Consider the following 16,705-nt stretch of genomic DNA (forward strand, 5'->3'; position numbering starts at 1 on the left):
TTAAATCCTGTGAGTTTCTGACAACGCTCACCCGTCTATATAAAAATATTTTATCTGCTTATCGCGCTTCAGTCGCATATAAATCAGCTGTTGTTGTTTTAAGTGATGGTATTCCGCTTCATTTCTCATCTTAATTATTTTTGCGGGATTTCCTCCTACTACCGCCATGGCAGGTACATCTCTTGTGACTACCGCCCCGGCGCCTATGATGGCGCCTTCCCCGATGGTAACACCGGGCACAATAGTAACACCACCTCCAATCCAGACGTTTTCCATTATCTGTACCGGTTTAAGGATGGTAGCGCCATCATAAGGGATGGCGGATGCACCTTCATATCGATGATTAGCTGTATAGATGTTAACGCCAGGTCCAATAACCACTCCGGAGCTGATGGACAAACCTCCCTGGCTTGATAGAAAAGCATTAGGTCCAATATAGATATGGTCTCCGAAAATAATCTTTTGTGGGAACGTTGCTTTTATTCCCTGTGCAATCACTACATTCTCTCCAAGATTAAAGGAATGTAGTGGTGTATCATTGGCCCAGCTGTTAATCTTCTTTACAAATACTTTTAGTTTTTTTGTAAGAATATTCACAGTTGAAAAATTACGTTAGTTGTTCGATCGCGACATGCCGGTTTAACAGTCGCGCAATACGTTGACAAGATCTGCCGTCGCCATAAGGATTTGCGGCTTGTGCCATCAGGTTATACGCATCTTCGTTGTTGAGTAATTCACTTACTTCTGTATATATTTTATCTTCATCCACTCCCACCAGTTTAACCGTACCGGCCGATACAGCCTCAGGTCTTTCTGTTGTATTCCGCATTACCAGAACGGGTTTTCCAAGGCCTGGAGCTTCTTCCTGCACGCCGCCGCTATCTGTTAAAATCAGGCAACTTTTATTCATCAGGTAAACAAACGGAAGATATTCGAGAGGAGAAATGATAAATATATTACTCAATGCCGCCTGTTGTAAAATATCATTTACGGGCTTACGTACATTAGGATTTAGATGAACAGGATAGACAAAATCCACCATAGTATATTCCTCTGCAAGTTTTTTGATAGCCTGGCAGATGCTTATAAAACCATCACCAAAATTCTCACGACGATGCCCTGTTATAAGAACCATTCTTCGTCCGCTATCTTTATTGTTTCCATTCCAGGAAGTTACAGACGCGGCCGGCAGACCATTCGTTTCGAGTTGCTTTTCTACTGCATCCCTGATATCGCTGTGCTTTTCCATTTTATCCAATACCATATGTAAAGCATCCAGCACGGTATTACCGGTAACAAATATCTGTTCAGGAGGAACGTTTTCGTCCAACAGATTTTGCCTTGAGATTTTTGTTGGTGCAAAATGATAAGTAGCAATACGTCCGGTTACGCTACGATTCATTTCTTCCGGCCATGGACTATAAATATCATGGGTTCTTAATCCGGCTTCTACATGGGCTACCGGAATCTGTTTATAAAAAGCAGCCATTGCAGCGGCTGTTGAAGTTGTTGTGTCTCCATGCACCAGTACCACATCAGGTTGAACTGCTTCCAGGACGCTACGCATACCTGAAAGCACTCCAATCGTAACATCGTAGAGATCCTGACCCTGTTTCATTATTTTAAGATCAAAATCCGGACGTACTTCAAATATATTCAGCACCTGGTCCAGCATCTCACGATGCTGGCCGGTAACGCACACTTTTACATCAAAAATCTCCGGATGTTTTTCCAGTTCTTTCACCAAAGGACACATCTTAATCGCTTCCGGTCTTGTACCAAATACAAATAGTACTTTATTTATTTCTGTTGCCATAAAAAAGTCTTTGTTTAAATGCTGTTGCTACTGAGCCAATTGTATGTAATTTTTAATCCCGCAGCGATACTTATTTCCGGATTGTATCCAACAAGCCTGTTTGCCCTGGAGATATCAGCCAGGCTATGTTTTACGTCTCCTTTCCTTTCTGCAGAATAGTTTGGTGGAATATCAATTGCCGCTACTTCCGAAATCATCTGCCACAATTCATTCAATGTTGTTCTTTCACCAAAGGCGATATTCATAATTTCGGCTTGATCAATATTATCTGCCAGTAATGCTTTTATGTTTGCCTGCACCGCATTTTCTACGAAAGTAAAATCCCTGCTTGTTTCACCATCGCCATTTATCACCGGCGCCTGTTTCTGAATCGCTGCATCGATAAATAATGGTATTACCGCTGCATAAGCGCCTTTGGGATTCTGGCGCGGACCAAACACATTAAAATACCGTAATCCTATTGAATGGAAATCATAGACCTTAGAAAATACACTGGCGTACAATTCATTCACATACTTGGTAACCGCGTATGGAGAAAGTGGATTTCCGATAAGCTCCTCTACCTTGGGCAAACCAGGATGATCACCGTAAGTGCTGGAGCTGGCAGCATATACCATGCGTTTAACATTGGCCTCCCTTGCAGCCACCAGTACATTCAGAAATCCGGAAATATTTACATCATTCGTAGTAACCGGATCATTGATCGAACGCGGAACAGAGCCCAATGCAGCCTGATGAGTCACATAATCAATTCCTTCCAATGCCTGTCTGCATGTCGTCATATCCCGGATATCACCTTCGAGCAATTCAAATGACGGATTATCTATGAATAACTTCAGATTTTCTTTTGAACCGGTAGAAAAATTATCCAGCACCCGCACTTTTTTTGCGCCGTATTTCAGGAGATATTCTACAATATTGGAACCGATAAAGCCAGCTCCTCCTGTTACCAGAAAGGAAAACTCAGATAATTCTTTGCTATGAAAAGGTTTCTTGTACATTAATAAGAGAGCTAATTTTTTTGATTAAAGCCTTGCATCCACTATTTCTTTTGATAAAACACCTTTGACATCATAAATAACCGAATTTTCTTTGCAGAGAGATTTGATATCAATGTCCCTGAATTCATGATGTGCTACTGACAGCAATACTGCATCATAGGTAACATCCGCGGGAATTGACCGAACACTTTGCCAGCCATATTCATGCATCACTTCTTCCGGGTTTGCCCAGGGATCATAAATATCGATGTTAACATCATATCCTTTTAGTGTATTCAGGATATCTATCACCTTAGTATTGCGCACATCCGGGCAATTTTCCTTAAAGGTTACCCCAAGCACAAGAATGTTGGCGCCTTTTACTTTTACTTCTTTTTTTACCATCAGCCTTACTACCTCGTGAGCTACATAAGCTCCCATACTATCATTAACACGTCTTCCTGCCAATATTATCTCAGGATGGTAACCTGCTTCCTGTGCCTTTTGTGCCAGATAATAGGGATCAACACCAATGCAATGCCCTCCAACGAGTCCTGGTCTGAACTTTAGGAAATTCCATTTAGTGCCGGAGGCAGCCAATACATCTGCAGTATCGATATCCAGCAGATTAAATATCTTGGCCAGTTCGTTTATAAAGGCAATGTTAATATCACGTTGTGCATTTTCAATTACTTTCGCGGCTTCAGCAACTTTAATGGAAGTGGCTTTATGTGTTCCGGCTGTGATAATTGACTTATACAATTGATCTACATTTTCCGCAACAGCAGAAGTAGAACCGGAGGTTACTTTTAATATTTTGGTTACTGTATGTTCTTTATCACCAGGGTTAATACGTTCAGGTGAATATCCCGCAAAAAAGTCCACGTTAAACTTTAAACCGGATACTTTCTCCAACACTGGTACGCATTCATCTTCAGTGACACCTGGATATACGGTGGATTCATATATAACAGTATCCCCTTTTTTCAGCACTTTTCCTACTGTTTCGCTGGCTTTGTATAGCGGGGTGAGATCAGGACGATTATACTTATCTACCGGCGTAGGGACCGTAACAATAAAATAATTAGCCGTTCTGATGGCATCCAGGTCATTGGTACAAAATAAGCCGGTTGCCGCATTTTGATCAATGGTAATCACCTTTTTCAAATCCTCTTCTTCTACTTCCAATGTGTGATCACGCCCACTCACTAATTCTGAGATCCTGGCTTTATTGATGTCAAAACCGAACGTATAATATTTTTTTGCAAATTCGACAGCTAAGGGCAGTCCAACATAGCCTAAACCGATAATTGCAATCCTGTTTTCCTGATTCATATCTGATTGTTGTTTTCTGAATTTTATTTTGGTTAAGTTAAGATTTTCGAATCAACCTCCTTAAACGACTGCCACGTTTTTGCTCTGTATACCCGTAACCATACCCATATCCATAACCGTATCCATAACTCCTGCCAGCCTTCACGTCATTGACAATCAGGCTGATTTTGGGCATTTTCCGCTGTATAGTAAGATCTTCGGGGATTTGCAGCTGTTGCTTAAACGTCACTCCCTGGCGTACCAGGTAAAGTGTAACATCGGCAAAACGGGCCAATAATTGGGCATCCGTTACCAAACCTACGGGGGCAGTATCAATAATAATATAGTCAAATTCTTCTCTTAACTGCTTGAACATCATTTCAGTTTGTCCCAGGAGAAGTAATTCGGCCGGATTTGGGGGTATGGGGCCAGAAGAAATAAGACTACAATTTTCGTGTATACCCGACGGTTTAATAATGTCTTCCAAAGAGCTTTTTCCAATTGCATAGGTACTAAAACCGATCCTGTTATCCAAACCCAATTTCTCAGAAACTTTTGGTTTACGAAGATCCATCTCCAGTAAGATCACTTTATTCCCCGATAATGACAACACTGCGGCCAGATTAGCCGCAACAAATGTTTTCCCTTCCCCACTCATACTTGATGTCAGCAAAATTACTTTTTGCTGATTCCCGGCTAATACAAATTGCAGATTAGTTCTCAACGCTCTGAATTGTTCAGCAACCGGAGTAATATCATCTTTTTTTACAATAACTAATTCCTTATTATATGTATGACCTAATTCGCCAATAATAGGTATACTCGTGGCACCGGTAATATCTTTCTTATTGGTAATCCGGATATTTAACAGCTCCTTCATATACAATGCGGCAGAAGGCAATACTACCCCGGCTACTATTGCAAGCAGGTAAATTAAAAGTCGTTTGGGTTTAAATGGCAAAGCATCACTTTTTGCAGGATCTATGGTTCTTGCTACTGCCAGGTTAGAAGACTTTGACAACGCAGACTCCTCTCTTTTCTTAAGTAAAAAGAGATAAAGTTCCTGTTTAATCGCTTGCTGACGGGAGAAATCGAGAAACAGTCTTTCCTTTGCAGGTACCTGTTGTATCTTTTTGTTCAAACCTGCAGAACTTTGCTGTAGTTCCCGGATGCCAATCTGGATTCCCTGCCGCAATGATCCCAGACTGGTGCTAAGGTCGCCACGCAGGTTAGCAAGTTGCTGGTCAATATTTTTTATAACAGGATTGTTTTCAGTAGTAGACAATAATTGCCGTTCTCTTTCAAGTTGCAAAGTATTATATCGTTCCACCAGTCCAAGGAAAGCAGGATCCTGGACAATCAGGGAAGAAGGTACCACCCTGCGATTGTTTCCTCCATCCTGCAGGTATTTCTGCATAGATTCCACCACATTTAATTTCACCTGGTTGTCAAGCAACTCTTTTGTAAAGTCGCCAGTACTTGAAACCAACAACTTCGCCTGTTCACCTAAATCAGCTACCTGGTTTGTTTGTTTGAACTGTTGAATATCTTTTTCAACGCCAGACAACTCTTTGGTTACAATCACCAGCCGGTTGTCGATAAAAGCGATGGTGCTGTCTGCTATCCGGTTTTTATCTTCTACACTGGCCTTCATGTACGCCTCAATCAGCTTATTAAGCACCACTTCTCCTCTTTCCGGAATAGCATCTGTAATTGAAAGATCGATAGTACTTACCTGTTTGTTGGGAATTGCCATCGTAACATTGGATCTGTATCTCACCACCGCATCATCCACAGATATCACCTTGATATAATATTCCGGATGTAAAAAAGCATATTGTGGCTGCCGTTGCAAACTCACAATGCCCTCGGGCAGATGCAGGGTATCATTCCAGGATGCTTCCCGATTGAGGTTCCTGCGACTTAAGGAGAATCTGTTGCCGTTAAGTGGGCGCACCGTATATTCCATCGCCACTATACTATCATTGCGTGTAAGCCACTTTAATACAAACGGCATATTGCTGTATTGCTCCGTTTTTTTCACCCTTCCATCGGCAATATATACCACATTCAGCTGAAGATCTTTTACCACGTTCTCCATAATGGAACGGGAACTGAGGATCTCCATTTCATTGTCAACACTGCTTTTGGTATTAAACAATTCCAACTGACTCAGTATTTCTTCTCCTGGAAGGTTCCCTCCCTTCTTATCATCCTGTACAAGTATTTTTGCGTTTATCTTATAGCTTGGCGTGGAATACCGCAGATATAGCCATGCCGCAGTACCTGTCAAAATAATACTCAGTAAAAAAACATACCAGTAACTACCCAGTATATCCAGCACTTTTCTCAGGTCCAGCATATTATCCTGATTAGAGGAGGCTGGTGTGTGACCGTTCAATGAAAATGGATTATGTGAATTTGTATTCTCGTACATGAAAGCGCTTTAAAATTAAAACTTAACCCTCGTTAATATCACTACCAATAATGTTATCGCAGAAGAGAAGATGGTGATATTTCTCAACCGTGTGGCGTCTGTTGAAACTACCTTTGATTTATTAGGTTCAACATATACAACATCCCCCTGTTGCAAATAATAATAAGGTGAAGTAAATAAGTTCGTGTTATTGAGATTAAATCTTACAAATTGCTTTTTACCATCATTCTCCCGGATCAGCAATACATTTTCCCGCTTGCCAAAAATGGTTAAATCCCCTGCCATACCCAAAGCGTCCAATAAAGTAACCTTCTCGTTTGGCATTACATAAGTGGAGGGCCTGGCCACCTCTCCAAGCACGGTGACTTTAAAATTTGTAAATCTTACATTCACCACCGGATCTTTATAGAATTGTGCTGCTTTATCTGTAACCAGTGCTCTTACTTCTTCAGTTGATTTTCCTTTTACAAGCATTTTACCAATTAAAGGCAAAACAATAAAACCATCTTTATCCACAAGATAACCGCTGATGCTATTACCGGGGATACTACTTGTTCCCTGGGCTGCGTAAGTGGGCCAGGTAGCTGCACTTTGCTGGTTTAATAAAGCGGTAGTTCCCGGATCAAGCGTCTGGATATTTACCTGAAGAATATCATCTACCTGGATCAGTGGCGTTTTATATATTGCCTGTTCAATTTGTTTGGATCCCAACGAATCGGGGACATCACTGAAATATTTTACGTTTTTGGATGTAGCGCAAGACATCATCAGCAAACTAAGCAGCCCTATTAAACCATACGTAAAAAGTTGAGGTGTCTGAACAATTCTTCTAAACCGGGATGTATCTCCCTTGTAAGTAAGCTTCATAAATTTAATTGACAGTTTTGCAAATGAGAGTTCCAGCGAAGGCAAATTTTATGCCGCAAGCCGCCAGGACAGTGCAACATCTACATTTTTATTTTATCTCCTTTATCCAGTTCTTCGAAAGCGGAATTCTTACTGATGAATTCGGGCACCAGTTGTTTCATTTTCAGTACTGTGGGGGTTAAATAGTGTTTTCTTGCTGAGGCAATCAGTTGATTTACCTGCTCATTTACCTCTCCAAAATCTGAAGCTCTTACTTTGGCAATCATTATTTTTTCGTGATAAGTAGGCAATGTATTTTCTGCATTATTCAGTAGCTCCTCATAAAGCTTTTCGCCAGGTCTCAGGCCGGTGAAAACCACCTGAATATCCTTTCCAGGTTCTTTACCAGACATGCGGATCATCTTCCTGGCCAGTTCTGCGATCTTCATTGGTTGCCCCATATCAAATACGAATATTTCTCCGCCTTGTCCCATTGCTCCCGCTTCCAATACCAGTTGGCAAGCTTCAGGAATAGTCATGAAATAACGGGTAATTTCCGGATGCGTAACCGTTAATGGTCCGCCTTTTTCAAGTTGTTGCTTAAAACGGGGTATCACAGAACCATTGGAACCTAAAACATTACCAAAACGCGTCGTTATAAAACGTGTTGGAGGCGTACCATATACGGGGCCCATTTTCAGGTATTGATCGTTCAGGTAATTATTGAATGATTGAGAGAAGATTTCTGCGATCCGTTTGGAGGCACCCATTATATTGGTGGGATTTACCGCCTTATCGGTAGATACCATTACAAATTTCTCTGCACCATATTCTACGGATAGTTCGGCCACGACCTTCGTTCCCAGCACATTGTTCATGACAGCAACTGATGGATTCTTCTCCATCATAGGAACATGTTTATATGCCGCTGCGTGGTATACAATGGCAGGTGCATAGATATCAAACAACTGCTGCATACGAACCTTGTCGCACACATCTCCTATAAAGGGAATAATGGATACGTTCAGCATCTTTTCCGACATTTCCAGCTCCAGTTCATGCAGTGGTGATTCCGCTTTATCACATAATACAATTACGGAGGGTTTATAATTAACCAGCTGACGTACAATTTCACTTCCTATTGAACCGGCTGCACCAGTCACCAGCACACTCTTTCCTTTCAGTTCATGGGAGATCTCCTGATTTTTAATACAGATAACGGATCTTTCAAGAAGATCTTCAATGTTGATGTCTTTCAATTGAATATTGTTATTGTTAGAACCGTCTGTCCATTGACTCACAGGAATAATCTTCTGAACTTTTATATTTAAAGCAATACATTCTTCCACCAATTCACTCAGGTGAGCTGCGTCCAGATGATCATTTGGAATAAGCAATAAAGAAATTTTACCTTCCTTCACCATTTTAAACAACTGTCCTTTGCGGGAAGCATATACCGGGAGACCTTCTATTGATTTACCAGCGTGTGCATTCGTATCGGCCAGGAAAGCTATTACCTTTATACCTGATCCGGGAGCATCACTAATAGCCTTACGCAACATAAGACTGCTATGTCCGGTATAATAGATGGCCGCACATGTTCTGCCGGGAGTACGGAAATTCTTATAATATTTAAATATCCATTTTACCGAAAGGCGGTAGGACAGCAAAAAGAAAGAACAGATAAAAAAATTGATGAGGATCACTGAAATGGGGAAAACATTCACTTTATCGTCGAACAGCGTGCTATAACGAAGGGTGAACAGCATGAAGGAACTGATAAAGTTCAGACCGGCTATACGACCAATATCTGCAAGGCTTGTAAACCTCACAATGCCGCGATAGGTACGCAGTAAAAGGGAAAGAAAGAGATTGATAGCTAAAACGGCGAACCCGATTTTTTCCAGTGGAAAAGACAGATACGCTTCCGCATCAAAATTCAGTCTGAGAAGAAATGCAACATTGATTGCTATAACAGAACACCCCAGATCCAATAACAGGATAAGCCATGACGGGGTAATCCATGATGATTTGTGCACCATAGGTTTCAATAATAAGATATGGTTATTAAATATAAGCTCGCCTGATCAACTTAAGTCGCGCAAGTTTCAAGGTTTTCATAAAGGCGCTCAGTTAATAATACAGGACGGGAAATTATTCGGTTACAATCTTTCTTTCGGTTTTCAAAGTTAGTACTAAGATAAGTACTAAAAATGAAATGTTCTGTTATGAAAAAGTAAACTGTTTATTTTTTTTGGTGGTTTACTTCTTAGAAAGAAAGTTGGCGCAAAGCAACTCCCGACCGCTTTACAACAAGCGATAGTGAAAACAATTATCCACTTTGATTATCTGCTTAAACACTGATCAGTTGGCACGATCCGGCAAATAACCTAAAAGAATAAACGAAATTGCAAAACAGCTGATCTAGCCGCCTATTTTACAAACTATTAATGAAATTTTTCCTGAAATGCTACATTGGTGGTGATGCATTCTTACTTTCTGATGTAACGACGTACTCAGCTCTCGCCGCTCTAAAGTTCGTAATAGATGAAACATGGTCTTTCTTTTTTATGGTTAACGCAGTTGCTAAAATATGGCTATATAATATGGTCAAAAAAATTACTGCGCTACTTAGTTCTGCAACGCACGCAATCGAACAAACACCATACCAGTTTTATTAATTTATTTAATTTCCAGATGCAAAGTTAGTCAACTATTTAATATCTCCCACACTTGTTGAAAAATAACGAATGAAGGAATGACATAAATATATGATATCCATATGAGGATGCCTTACCATAAAAAACGGGCTCACCGGCAACCGGTGAGCCCGTTTCGAAAGAGCTAACGTAGTGGGATATACGGAAAATTCAAGCGCCGGTAATGAATACCACCAGGCTCTTTGCTCCGTGTGCTCCCAGCACCAGTGACTGTTCAATATCGGCTGTTTTGGAAGGCCCGGCAATGAATACACCGAAGCCTGACAGCGGGCCGCCTATTTTTTCATATGCTTCGTGCATAGTTGGCAGTATGTTATTTTTAGACAGCACAATGGCCAGGTGCTGACAGATAAAAGGCAACACCCGCACCGGTACCTGCTCTTCCGACACCCAGATAGCACCGTTTTCCGCGATACCCCATTGACCGGGCACAACCGCCATATCGACATCCGCCAGTAAGTGGGGATCTTCGTTTATCCATGCGCGTTGCTCCTGCCCTATGGTGATTACCCGTTGCAAATGCGGATAATGCGTTGCCAGGTAGGCCGGTATTTCGCTTTCGTCTTTTATTTCGGCTAAACTGCCACCCAGTGCTTCCAATACTTTACGGTAAGCCTCCAGCGTACCGGGCATAGCGCCTGATAATCCCTCCAGGGAGGGCAAAGGGGAAGCTTCCGGCTGTTGCTGCCTGATGGCGGCTAATATCTGGTCCCTGCTGCTCATGAAGATTTTTTATTTTTTTCATACCATTGAGAGAATGATTGTGCCGGAGGCGCCGGCATCTCCCGTTGTTTGAACCAGGGATTGAACCGGTTATTCACCATCCCGGGGAAAGCACGCATCACCCAACGCCCCATTTTGCCGGCAGTTCTGTACGTACGCGGCGCTGATAATACGCCGCTCATCATTTTCATGCTGGCAGTTTTGGCAGCAGTGGTATGTCCTTCTTTCACCAATACCTGCCGCCATTTGTATAGCTGCTGATGAATATCAATCTTCACCGGACATACATTCGAGCAGGAGCCACAAAGGGTAGATGCAAACGGCAGATCCGCGTAATCCTTCATATCCAGGTTGGGCGCCAGGATAGCGCCAATAGGCCCGGCTACGGCCGTATGATAACTATGTCCGCCACTGCGGCGGTATACAGGGCAAGTGTTCATACAGGCAGCGCAACGGATACATTTCAGGGAATTCCGGAAATCTTCCCGGCCCAGTTGCCTGGAACGACCATTGTCTACAATCACGATATGCAACTCCTGGCCTTCCCTTGGCTTCCTGAAATGACTGGAGTAAGTGGTGATAGGCTGCCCGGTGGCACTACGTGCCAACAGGCGCAGGAACACACCCAGGTGCTTACGCTGCGGGATAATCTTTTCGATACCCATACAGGCAATATGTACCGGCGCCAGGTGCGCGCCCATATCTGCATTGCCTTCATTGGTACAAACCACCATCTCTCCCGTTTCGGCTACCGCAAAATTTACCCCGGTAATGGCAGCACCGGCCTGCAGGAACTCTTTCCGGAGATGCTGCCTGGCAGCGGCCGTCAGAAATTGTGGATCTGCGTTGCCTGCGGGCGTACCCAGGTGTTCATGAAACAGTTCTCCTATCTCTTCTTTCTTTTTATGGATACAGGGTAATACGATGTGACTGGGCGGTTCTTTCGCCAGTTGCACGATCCGTTCTCCCAGGTCTGTATCTATCACTTCGATACCATTGACTTCGAGGTGTGGGTTGAGGTGGCATTCTTCTGTGAGCATGGATTTGCTTTTCACGATGTGATTCACCCCATGCTTTTTCAGAATGCCGGTTACAATGCGGTTGTGTTCTTCCCCATCAGCGGCCCAGTGCACAATAGCGCCATTGCTTTGCGCCTGTTGTTCGAACTGTACGAGATAATCGTGCAGATTCCCCAGGGCATTGTGTTTAATGCGGGAGGCGGTTTCCCGCAGCTGTTCCCATTCGGGGATACTCCAGGCCATCTTGTCGCGTTTGGCGCGTACCCACCAGAGGGTCTGGTCGTGCCAGTCGACCCGTGGTTCGTTCTCGTTGAACTTATCCGCCAGTGAGGCGTGATCAGCTTTTTGCCTGTTCATGGATATTCTGATTGAGAATTTCTGCAATATGCATCACTTTCACACCCGCATGTTGTCTGCGCAAAATACCTTCGAGGTGCATCAGGCAACTCACATCGGTACCGGTGATAACGGTGGCGCCATGTTTAACGTGATCGGCTACACGATCCTTCCCCATTTTTACGGATACTGCTTCTTCCGCCACACAGAATGTACCGCCAAAGCCACAGCATTCATCCTGCCTGTCGAGGGGAACCAGCTCTACTCCTTCTACCATGCGCAGCAATTTCTCCGGTTTGGAAAAAGGAGCTGCCACCAGCTCACTCATCTGCGAGAGTGCCAGTCCGCGTTGTCCATGGCAGCTCTGATGCAGACCAACTTTGCATGGGAAGCGGGCCGGAAGATTTTCTACTTTAAGTACATCTGTCAGGAATTCCGTCAGTTCGTAGATCCGCTGGCGGATATGCGTGGCCGTGGATTCCGCAGCGGGATCGTGCAAATGCTCTTTGATGTGCAATACACAGCTACCTGAGGGTCCTACAATATAATCGTAGTCAGCAAAATTTCTGATGAACAGGCTATTGCACTGGTGCGTCAGGTGTTCGTATCCTGAATTGGCCATGGGCTGGCCGCAACAGGTTTGTCCCTGTGGGTATTCCACTTCACAACCCAGTTTTTGTAGCAGCTGCAGGGTGGCAATGCCTACCTGCGGATAGAACTGGTCAATATAACATGGTATAAATAATCCTACTTTCACGGGTAAAGTAATTTAGATGATCATTGCTGACCTGCAAATTTAGCAGTCAACGCGACAGTAATCCTACCTCTTTTTTACCGGTTACTGGCTTATTTTTCACTGGTACAATTTAAAGTAGTGCCGGGAGGTTGGCAACCCGGTCTGTCCTGTAGCGAAAAGGCACAAAAAAAGGAAGGCTTCCGGCCTTCCCTGATATGCTTATGAGAGCGCATCTTCCGCGCTAATCGTTCATAATCTTTTCTTCCTGTTTTTTCTTGAGATACCATTGCACTACCCTGATCTCAGCGAAAGAAGCGGCATCGCCTACTCTTTCCTTGATAGGACCTGCGGCAGTAGCACCCAATTCGCCGATATGTTTCAGGATCAGGCGCATGGTGCGGTCGGACACGAAGCGGTTGATATCCATTTCGCCGGCTTCCACACATTGGGCCAGGTGGCTTTCAATGGTGCCGATGGCCAGTTGCCGGGCTGTGGCAATATCCGCTATAGCTTTGCCCGCCAGGAACAGTTCCAGGGTACCGCGACGGCTACTCCCCTTTTCCACTTTGCCTTTAGCGGCTTTCTCCTTCGCAGCGGTAACAGGTGCAGCAGCAGCGGCGGCATCGGCATCCCGGAGGAGGGTGTAGTTTTTCAGACCGGTGGTAAATTCCAGGTCGGCATAAGCTACTTCCCATACGTGGCGCAGTTTGTTCCAGCAATCGGCTTCCAGCGCCATCAGCTGGAGGAGATATTTTTTAGATTTAGCCTTCTTCACATCTGTGATGTGTGTCTGCAAGGGCTGTATAATGTCTTCGTAGATGCTTTGGGTGAAATAGCCGATGGCTTTATTGACCCGTTGCTGTAAAGGCTCCATTTCACCGGTTTGTACAGCGGTATCCAGCAGTTGATGCAGTTGTACCACAAACCTGGCGGCCACTTCCTGCTGTTGTTCCACCTTGGCCGACATGCTGCGGCTCAGTTTAATGGCAGCGTCAAAATCAGGCACTTTTTTATCCTGGATCCATACAGCATGGCTGCGGATGGTGGCTTGCATGCGGTACCAGTCGAACTGTTGCAGCAAGGAAGTAGCCTGAAATTTTTTCCGCTCCATTTCCAGCAGCACAACCAGTTCATTGGCTTCATTTTCTTTTTCAGCGAATTCAATTACCTGCCGGTCTGTTTTGATACTGCCATGCCCGATGCGGGAATGCAGAACCAGTCCTTCGAGCGAAGTACAACGGCTGAGTGCCACATATACCTGTCCGGGTGCAAACGCATAGCCGGCATCGATGATAGCCCGTTCAAAGGTAAGCCCCTGGCTTTTATGGATGGTAATAGCCCAGGCCAGCCGGATGGGGAATTGCGTGAAGCTGCCAATCTCTTCTTCTTCGATACTATTTTCGTCCTGGTTGTAGGAGTAGCGGATATTACGCCAGGTTTCCTTTCCCAGTTTGAGTTCTTCATGTGAGCCCGCGAGTACCAGTACAATTTCGTCGTCATTGATTTCTTTGACGGTGGCTATTTTGCCGTTGTAGTAGCGCCGGGGTTGTGCAAGGTCGTTTTTCAGGAACATGACCTGTGCCCCAATTTTGAGCTGCAGCAACAATTCGGTTGGCAGGGCTTTGTCGCTGAAATCCCCTTCAATCTTCCCTTCGAAGCGATGTACTTTTCCGGGCATATCTGCCAGGCGCCGGGCGTTGATTTCATCCGCCTTGCGGTTATGGGTGGTGAGTACGATGTATTCCTCATCTTCTCCCGTAAAATGCGGCTGGTAATGTTCATTCAGCAACTGCAGGTCTTCGTGCAGCACTTCATTATTGCGTACCCTGTTCAATACGTCGATAAAATGTTGCTCATTCTGCCGGTAAATCTTTTTCAGTTCGATATACAGCGGCGGTGCCTGTTCTATTACTTTGGCAGCAAAGAAGAAGGTGCTGTTGTAATATTCGGAGAGCATGCGCCATTCTGCGTCGGGTACTACGGGCGGCAACTGGTACAGGTCGCCGATGAAAAGGACCTGTACACCGCCGAATGGCAGCAGTGGTTTATTGCGGAAGTGACGCAGGATCACATCAATTGCATCGAGCATATCACAGCGCACCATACTTACTTCATCGATGATGAGTAATTCCATTTCCTGCAACAATACTTTTTTATCGTTGGTAAAACGAATGTTGCGGAACAAGCCATGTTTATCTGTACTGCTGATTTCATCCATTCCAAAACCTCTTTTAGTGCCAGGGATAAAAGGTCCGAAGGGCAGCTGAAAAAAGGAGTGCATGGTAACACCACCGGCGTTGATAGCGGCTACACCTGTAGGTGCTACCACGACCGTGTTTTTACGTGTATGTTCTTTGATATATTTCAGGAACGTAGTTTTTCCTGTACCGGCTTTACCGGTAAGGAAGATATGGCGGTGTGTATGGTTTATGAAATCTGCCGCCAGGTGAAAGATAGTATTTGTATTATCCGGTTGGGGCATCTGTTGTTAAATTGAAAGGGCAAATATACAGAAAAAGTGGCGAAAACCGTGGAGATATTGCGTGTAAGGAAATGTAACCTATCTTCGGTTTTCAAACATTTTACAATGGACCACCTGAAAATAGCGACGGCACAATTTGAAAACAGGAGCAATGACAAAGCTTACAACCTGGGTATTATCCGGGAGTTATCGAAACAGGCAGCTGCAGCCGGTGCAGATGCCGTAGCCTTCCATGAATGTTCGGTGACAGGCTACACATTTGCGCGGAATTTATCGCGGGAGCAAATGCTGGAACTGGCAGAAATCATCCCTGACGGACCGAGCATCCGCGCCCTCCAGGAAATAGCGGCGGAGCACAACATTGCGGTGCTGGCTGGCTTATTTGAAAAAGATGCGGAAGACAATTTATTCAAGGCTTATGTATGTGTAGATAAAAACGGGCTGGTGGCAAAATACCGCAAGTTGCATCCGTTTATCAATCCGCATCTGCAGCCGGGAAATGAATATGTGATCTTTGAGCTGAAAGGATGGAAATGCAGTATGCTGATCTGCTATGATAATAATATTACGGAGAATGTACGCGCCACGGCTTTACTGGGCGCCGAAATTATTTTCATGCCGCATGTAACGATGTGTACACCCTCTACCAGGCCAGGAGCGGGCTTTGTAGACCCGGTGCTCTGGGAAAAGCGTGCAGAAGATCCTACTTCGCTCCGATTGGAATTTGATGGTATGAAAGGACGTGCATGGCTGATGAAATGGCTGCCGGCCAGGGCTTACGACAATGCCGTATATGCGGTGTTCTCCAATCCTATTGGTATGGATGACGACCAGCTGAAAAACGGTTGTTCTATGATCATTGATCCTTTTGGAGATGTGATCGCGGAATGCAGGCAACTGGGCAACGAAGTAGTAACGGCAACGCTTACACGAAATAAACTCACGGAAGCGGGTGGCTACCGGTACCGGCTGGCGCGCAGACCTGAATTGTACGGGGAAGTGATTGCCGCTCCGCATGCGTCTGTACAGAAGGTGGTATGGTTGCAGGAGAAGAAGTAGTGCCGAAGAGGCTGATAACCACAGGGCTTGATAATTTAGCCGGCGTATGCTGAAAATCCGGCAGACGGCCGTAGTGGCTTATCCCACGCCCTTTAAACAAATAAAATATATAAATTCAGCAGACCGGTTATCTTTGTGCTTTCCGACACCCGCTTACAAAGCTTTAAAATAACCCGTTTTTTAGCTTCTTGTATAAAAGAACCGCTTCCTTTGTGGAGCGGTTTTTTGTTTTACAGT

Annotated in this window: 11 protein-coding genes and 1 pseudogene; 1 reads left to right on the top strand and 11 read right to left on the bottom strand. The window is 44.4% G+C overall.

Annotated features, from left to right (window positions below; genetic code table 11):
• Window positions 1–27 precede the first annotated feature (27 nt).
• The 11 genes and pseudogenes from BMW79_RS34425 to BMW79_RS24120 form a co-directional block, all read right to left on the bottom strand.
• A pseudogene (locus tag BMW79_RS34425) lies at window positions 28–318 on the bottom strand (DapH/DapD/GlmU-related protein); the annotation flags it as partial.
• Between the two features lie 289 nt (window positions 319–607).
• A complete protein-coding gene (gene wecB / locus BMW79_RS24070) occupies window positions 608–1,816 on the bottom strand; it encodes a non-hydrolyzing UDP-N-acetylglucosamine 2-epimerase (RefSeq protein WP_317042903.1) in 1,209 nt (402 codons plus the stop codon).
• A 14-nt stretch (window positions 1,817–1,830) separates the two neighbouring features.
• Window positions 1,831–2,817, bottom strand: a complete 987-nt coding sequence (locus BMW79_RS24075) for an SDR family oxidoreductase (RefSeq protein ID WP_089898941.1) — start codon at window positions 2,815–2,817, stop codon at window positions 1,831–1,833.
• A 24-nt stretch (window positions 2,818–2,841) separates the two neighbouring features.
• Window positions 2,842–4,131: a nucleotide sugar dehydrogenase gene (locus tag BMW79_RS24080; protein WP_089898945.1), complete on the bottom strand. Its 1,290-nt coding sequence runs from the start codon at window positions 4,129–4,131 to the stop codon at window positions 2,842–2,844.
• 37 nt (window positions 4,132–4,168) lie between these two features.
• Window positions 4,169–6,547: a GumC family protein gene (locus BMW79_RS24085; RefSeq protein WP_089898948.1), complete on the bottom strand. Its 2,379-nt coding sequence runs from the start codon at window positions 6,545–6,547 to the stop codon at window positions 4,169–4,171.
• Window positions 6,548–6,562: 15 nt separating this feature from the next.
• Window positions 6,563–7,459 (bottom strand): polysaccharide biosynthesis/export family protein, encoded by an 897-nt coding sequence (locus BMW79_RS24090; protein WP_245752650.1) that lies wholly within the window; start codon window positions 7,457–7,459, stop codon window positions 6,563–6,565.
• Window positions 7,460–7,494: 35 nt separating this feature from the next.
• Window positions 7,495–9,435, bottom strand: a complete 1,941-nt coding sequence (locus BMW79_RS24095; RefSeq protein WP_245752656.1) for a polysaccharide biosynthesis protein — start codon at window positions 9,433–9,435, stop codon at window positions 7,495–7,497.
• 828 nt (window positions 9,436–10,263) lie between these two features.
• Window positions 10,264–10,836 (bottom strand): LutC/YkgG family protein, encoded by a 573-nt coding sequence (locus BMW79_RS24105; protein WP_089898959.1) that lies wholly within the window; start codon window positions 10,834–10,836, stop codon window positions 10,264–10,266.
• A complete protein-coding gene (locus BMW79_RS24110; RefSeq protein WP_089898962.1) occupies window positions 10,833–12,212 on the bottom strand; it encodes a lactate utilization protein B in 1,380 nt (459 codons plus the stop codon). The genes BMW79_RS24105 and BMW79_RS24110 overlap by 4 nt, the downstream gene beginning before the upstream one ends.
• Window positions 12,193–12,948 (bottom strand): (Fe-S)-binding protein, encoded by a 756-nt coding sequence (locus BMW79_RS24115; RefSeq protein WP_089898966.1) that lies wholly within the window; start codon window positions 12,946–12,948, stop codon window positions 12,193–12,195. The genes BMW79_RS24110 and BMW79_RS24115 overlap by 20 nt, the downstream gene beginning before the upstream one ends.
• 220 nt (window positions 12,949–13,168) lie before the next feature.
• The gene (locus BMW79_RS24120; protein WP_089898967.1) at window positions 13,169–15,409 is read right to left on the bottom strand and encodes a helix-turn-helix domain-containing protein; all 2,241 of its coding nucleotides are present in this window, start codon (window positions 15,407–15,409) and stop codon (window positions 13,169–13,171) included.
• 105 nt (window positions 15,410–15,514) lie between these two features.
• Here BMW79_RS24120 and BMW79_RS24125 point away from each other — a divergent pair, with 105 nt between their 5' ends.
• Entirely contained in the window at window positions 15,515–16,468 is a 954-nt protein-coding gene (locus tag BMW79_RS24125) for a nitrilase family protein (RefSeq protein ID WP_089898970.1), read from the top strand.
• Window positions 16,469–16,705: the final 237 nt, after the last annotated feature.

Source organism: Chitinophaga arvensicola, assembly GCF_900110835.1.
Taxonomy (GTDB): Bacteria; Bacteroidota; Bacteroidia; order Chitinophagales; family Chitinophagaceae; genus Chitinophaga; species Chitinophaga arvensicola.

What these genes read in the sequence shown, in the direction of transcription:
- wecB (WP_317042903.1), bottom strand. Translation starts at nt 1,816, where the DNA reads ATGGCAACAGAAATAAATAAAGTACTATTTGTATTTGGTACAAGACCG.
- BMW79_RS24075 (WP_089898941.1), bottom strand. Translation starts at nt 2,817, where the DNA reads ATGTACAAGAAACCTTTTCATAGCAAAGAATTATCTGAGTTTTCCTTT.
- BMW79_RS24080 (WP_089898945.1), bottom strand. Translation starts at nt 4,131, where the DNA reads ATGAATCAGGAAAACAGGATTGCAATTATCGGTTTAGGCTATGTTGGA.
- BMW79_RS24085 (WP_089898948.1), bottom strand. Translation starts at nt 6,547, where the DNA reads ATGTACGAGAATACAAATTCACATAATCCATTTTCATTGAACGGTCAC.
- BMW79_RS24095 (WP_245752656.1), bottom strand. Translation starts at nt 9,435, where the DNA reads ATGGTGCACAAATCATCATGGATTACCCCGTCATGGCTTATCCTGTTA.
- BMW79_RS24105 (WP_089898959.1), bottom strand. Translation starts at nt 10,836, where the DNA reads ATGAGCAGCAGGGACCAGATATTAGCCGCCATCAGGCAGCAACAGCCG.
- BMW79_RS24110 (WP_089898962.1), bottom strand. Translation starts at nt 12,212, where the DNA reads ATGAACAGGCAAAAAGCTGATCACGCCTCACTGGCGGATAAGTTCAAC.
- BMW79_RS24120 (WP_089898967.1), bottom strand. Translation starts at nt 15,409, where the DNA reads ATGCCCCAACCGGATAATACAAATACTATCTTTCACCTGGCGGCAGAT.
- BMW79_RS24125 (WP_089898970.1), top strand. Translation starts at nt 15,515, where the DNA reads ATGGACCACCTGAAAATAGCGACGGCACAATTTGAAAACAGGAGCAAT.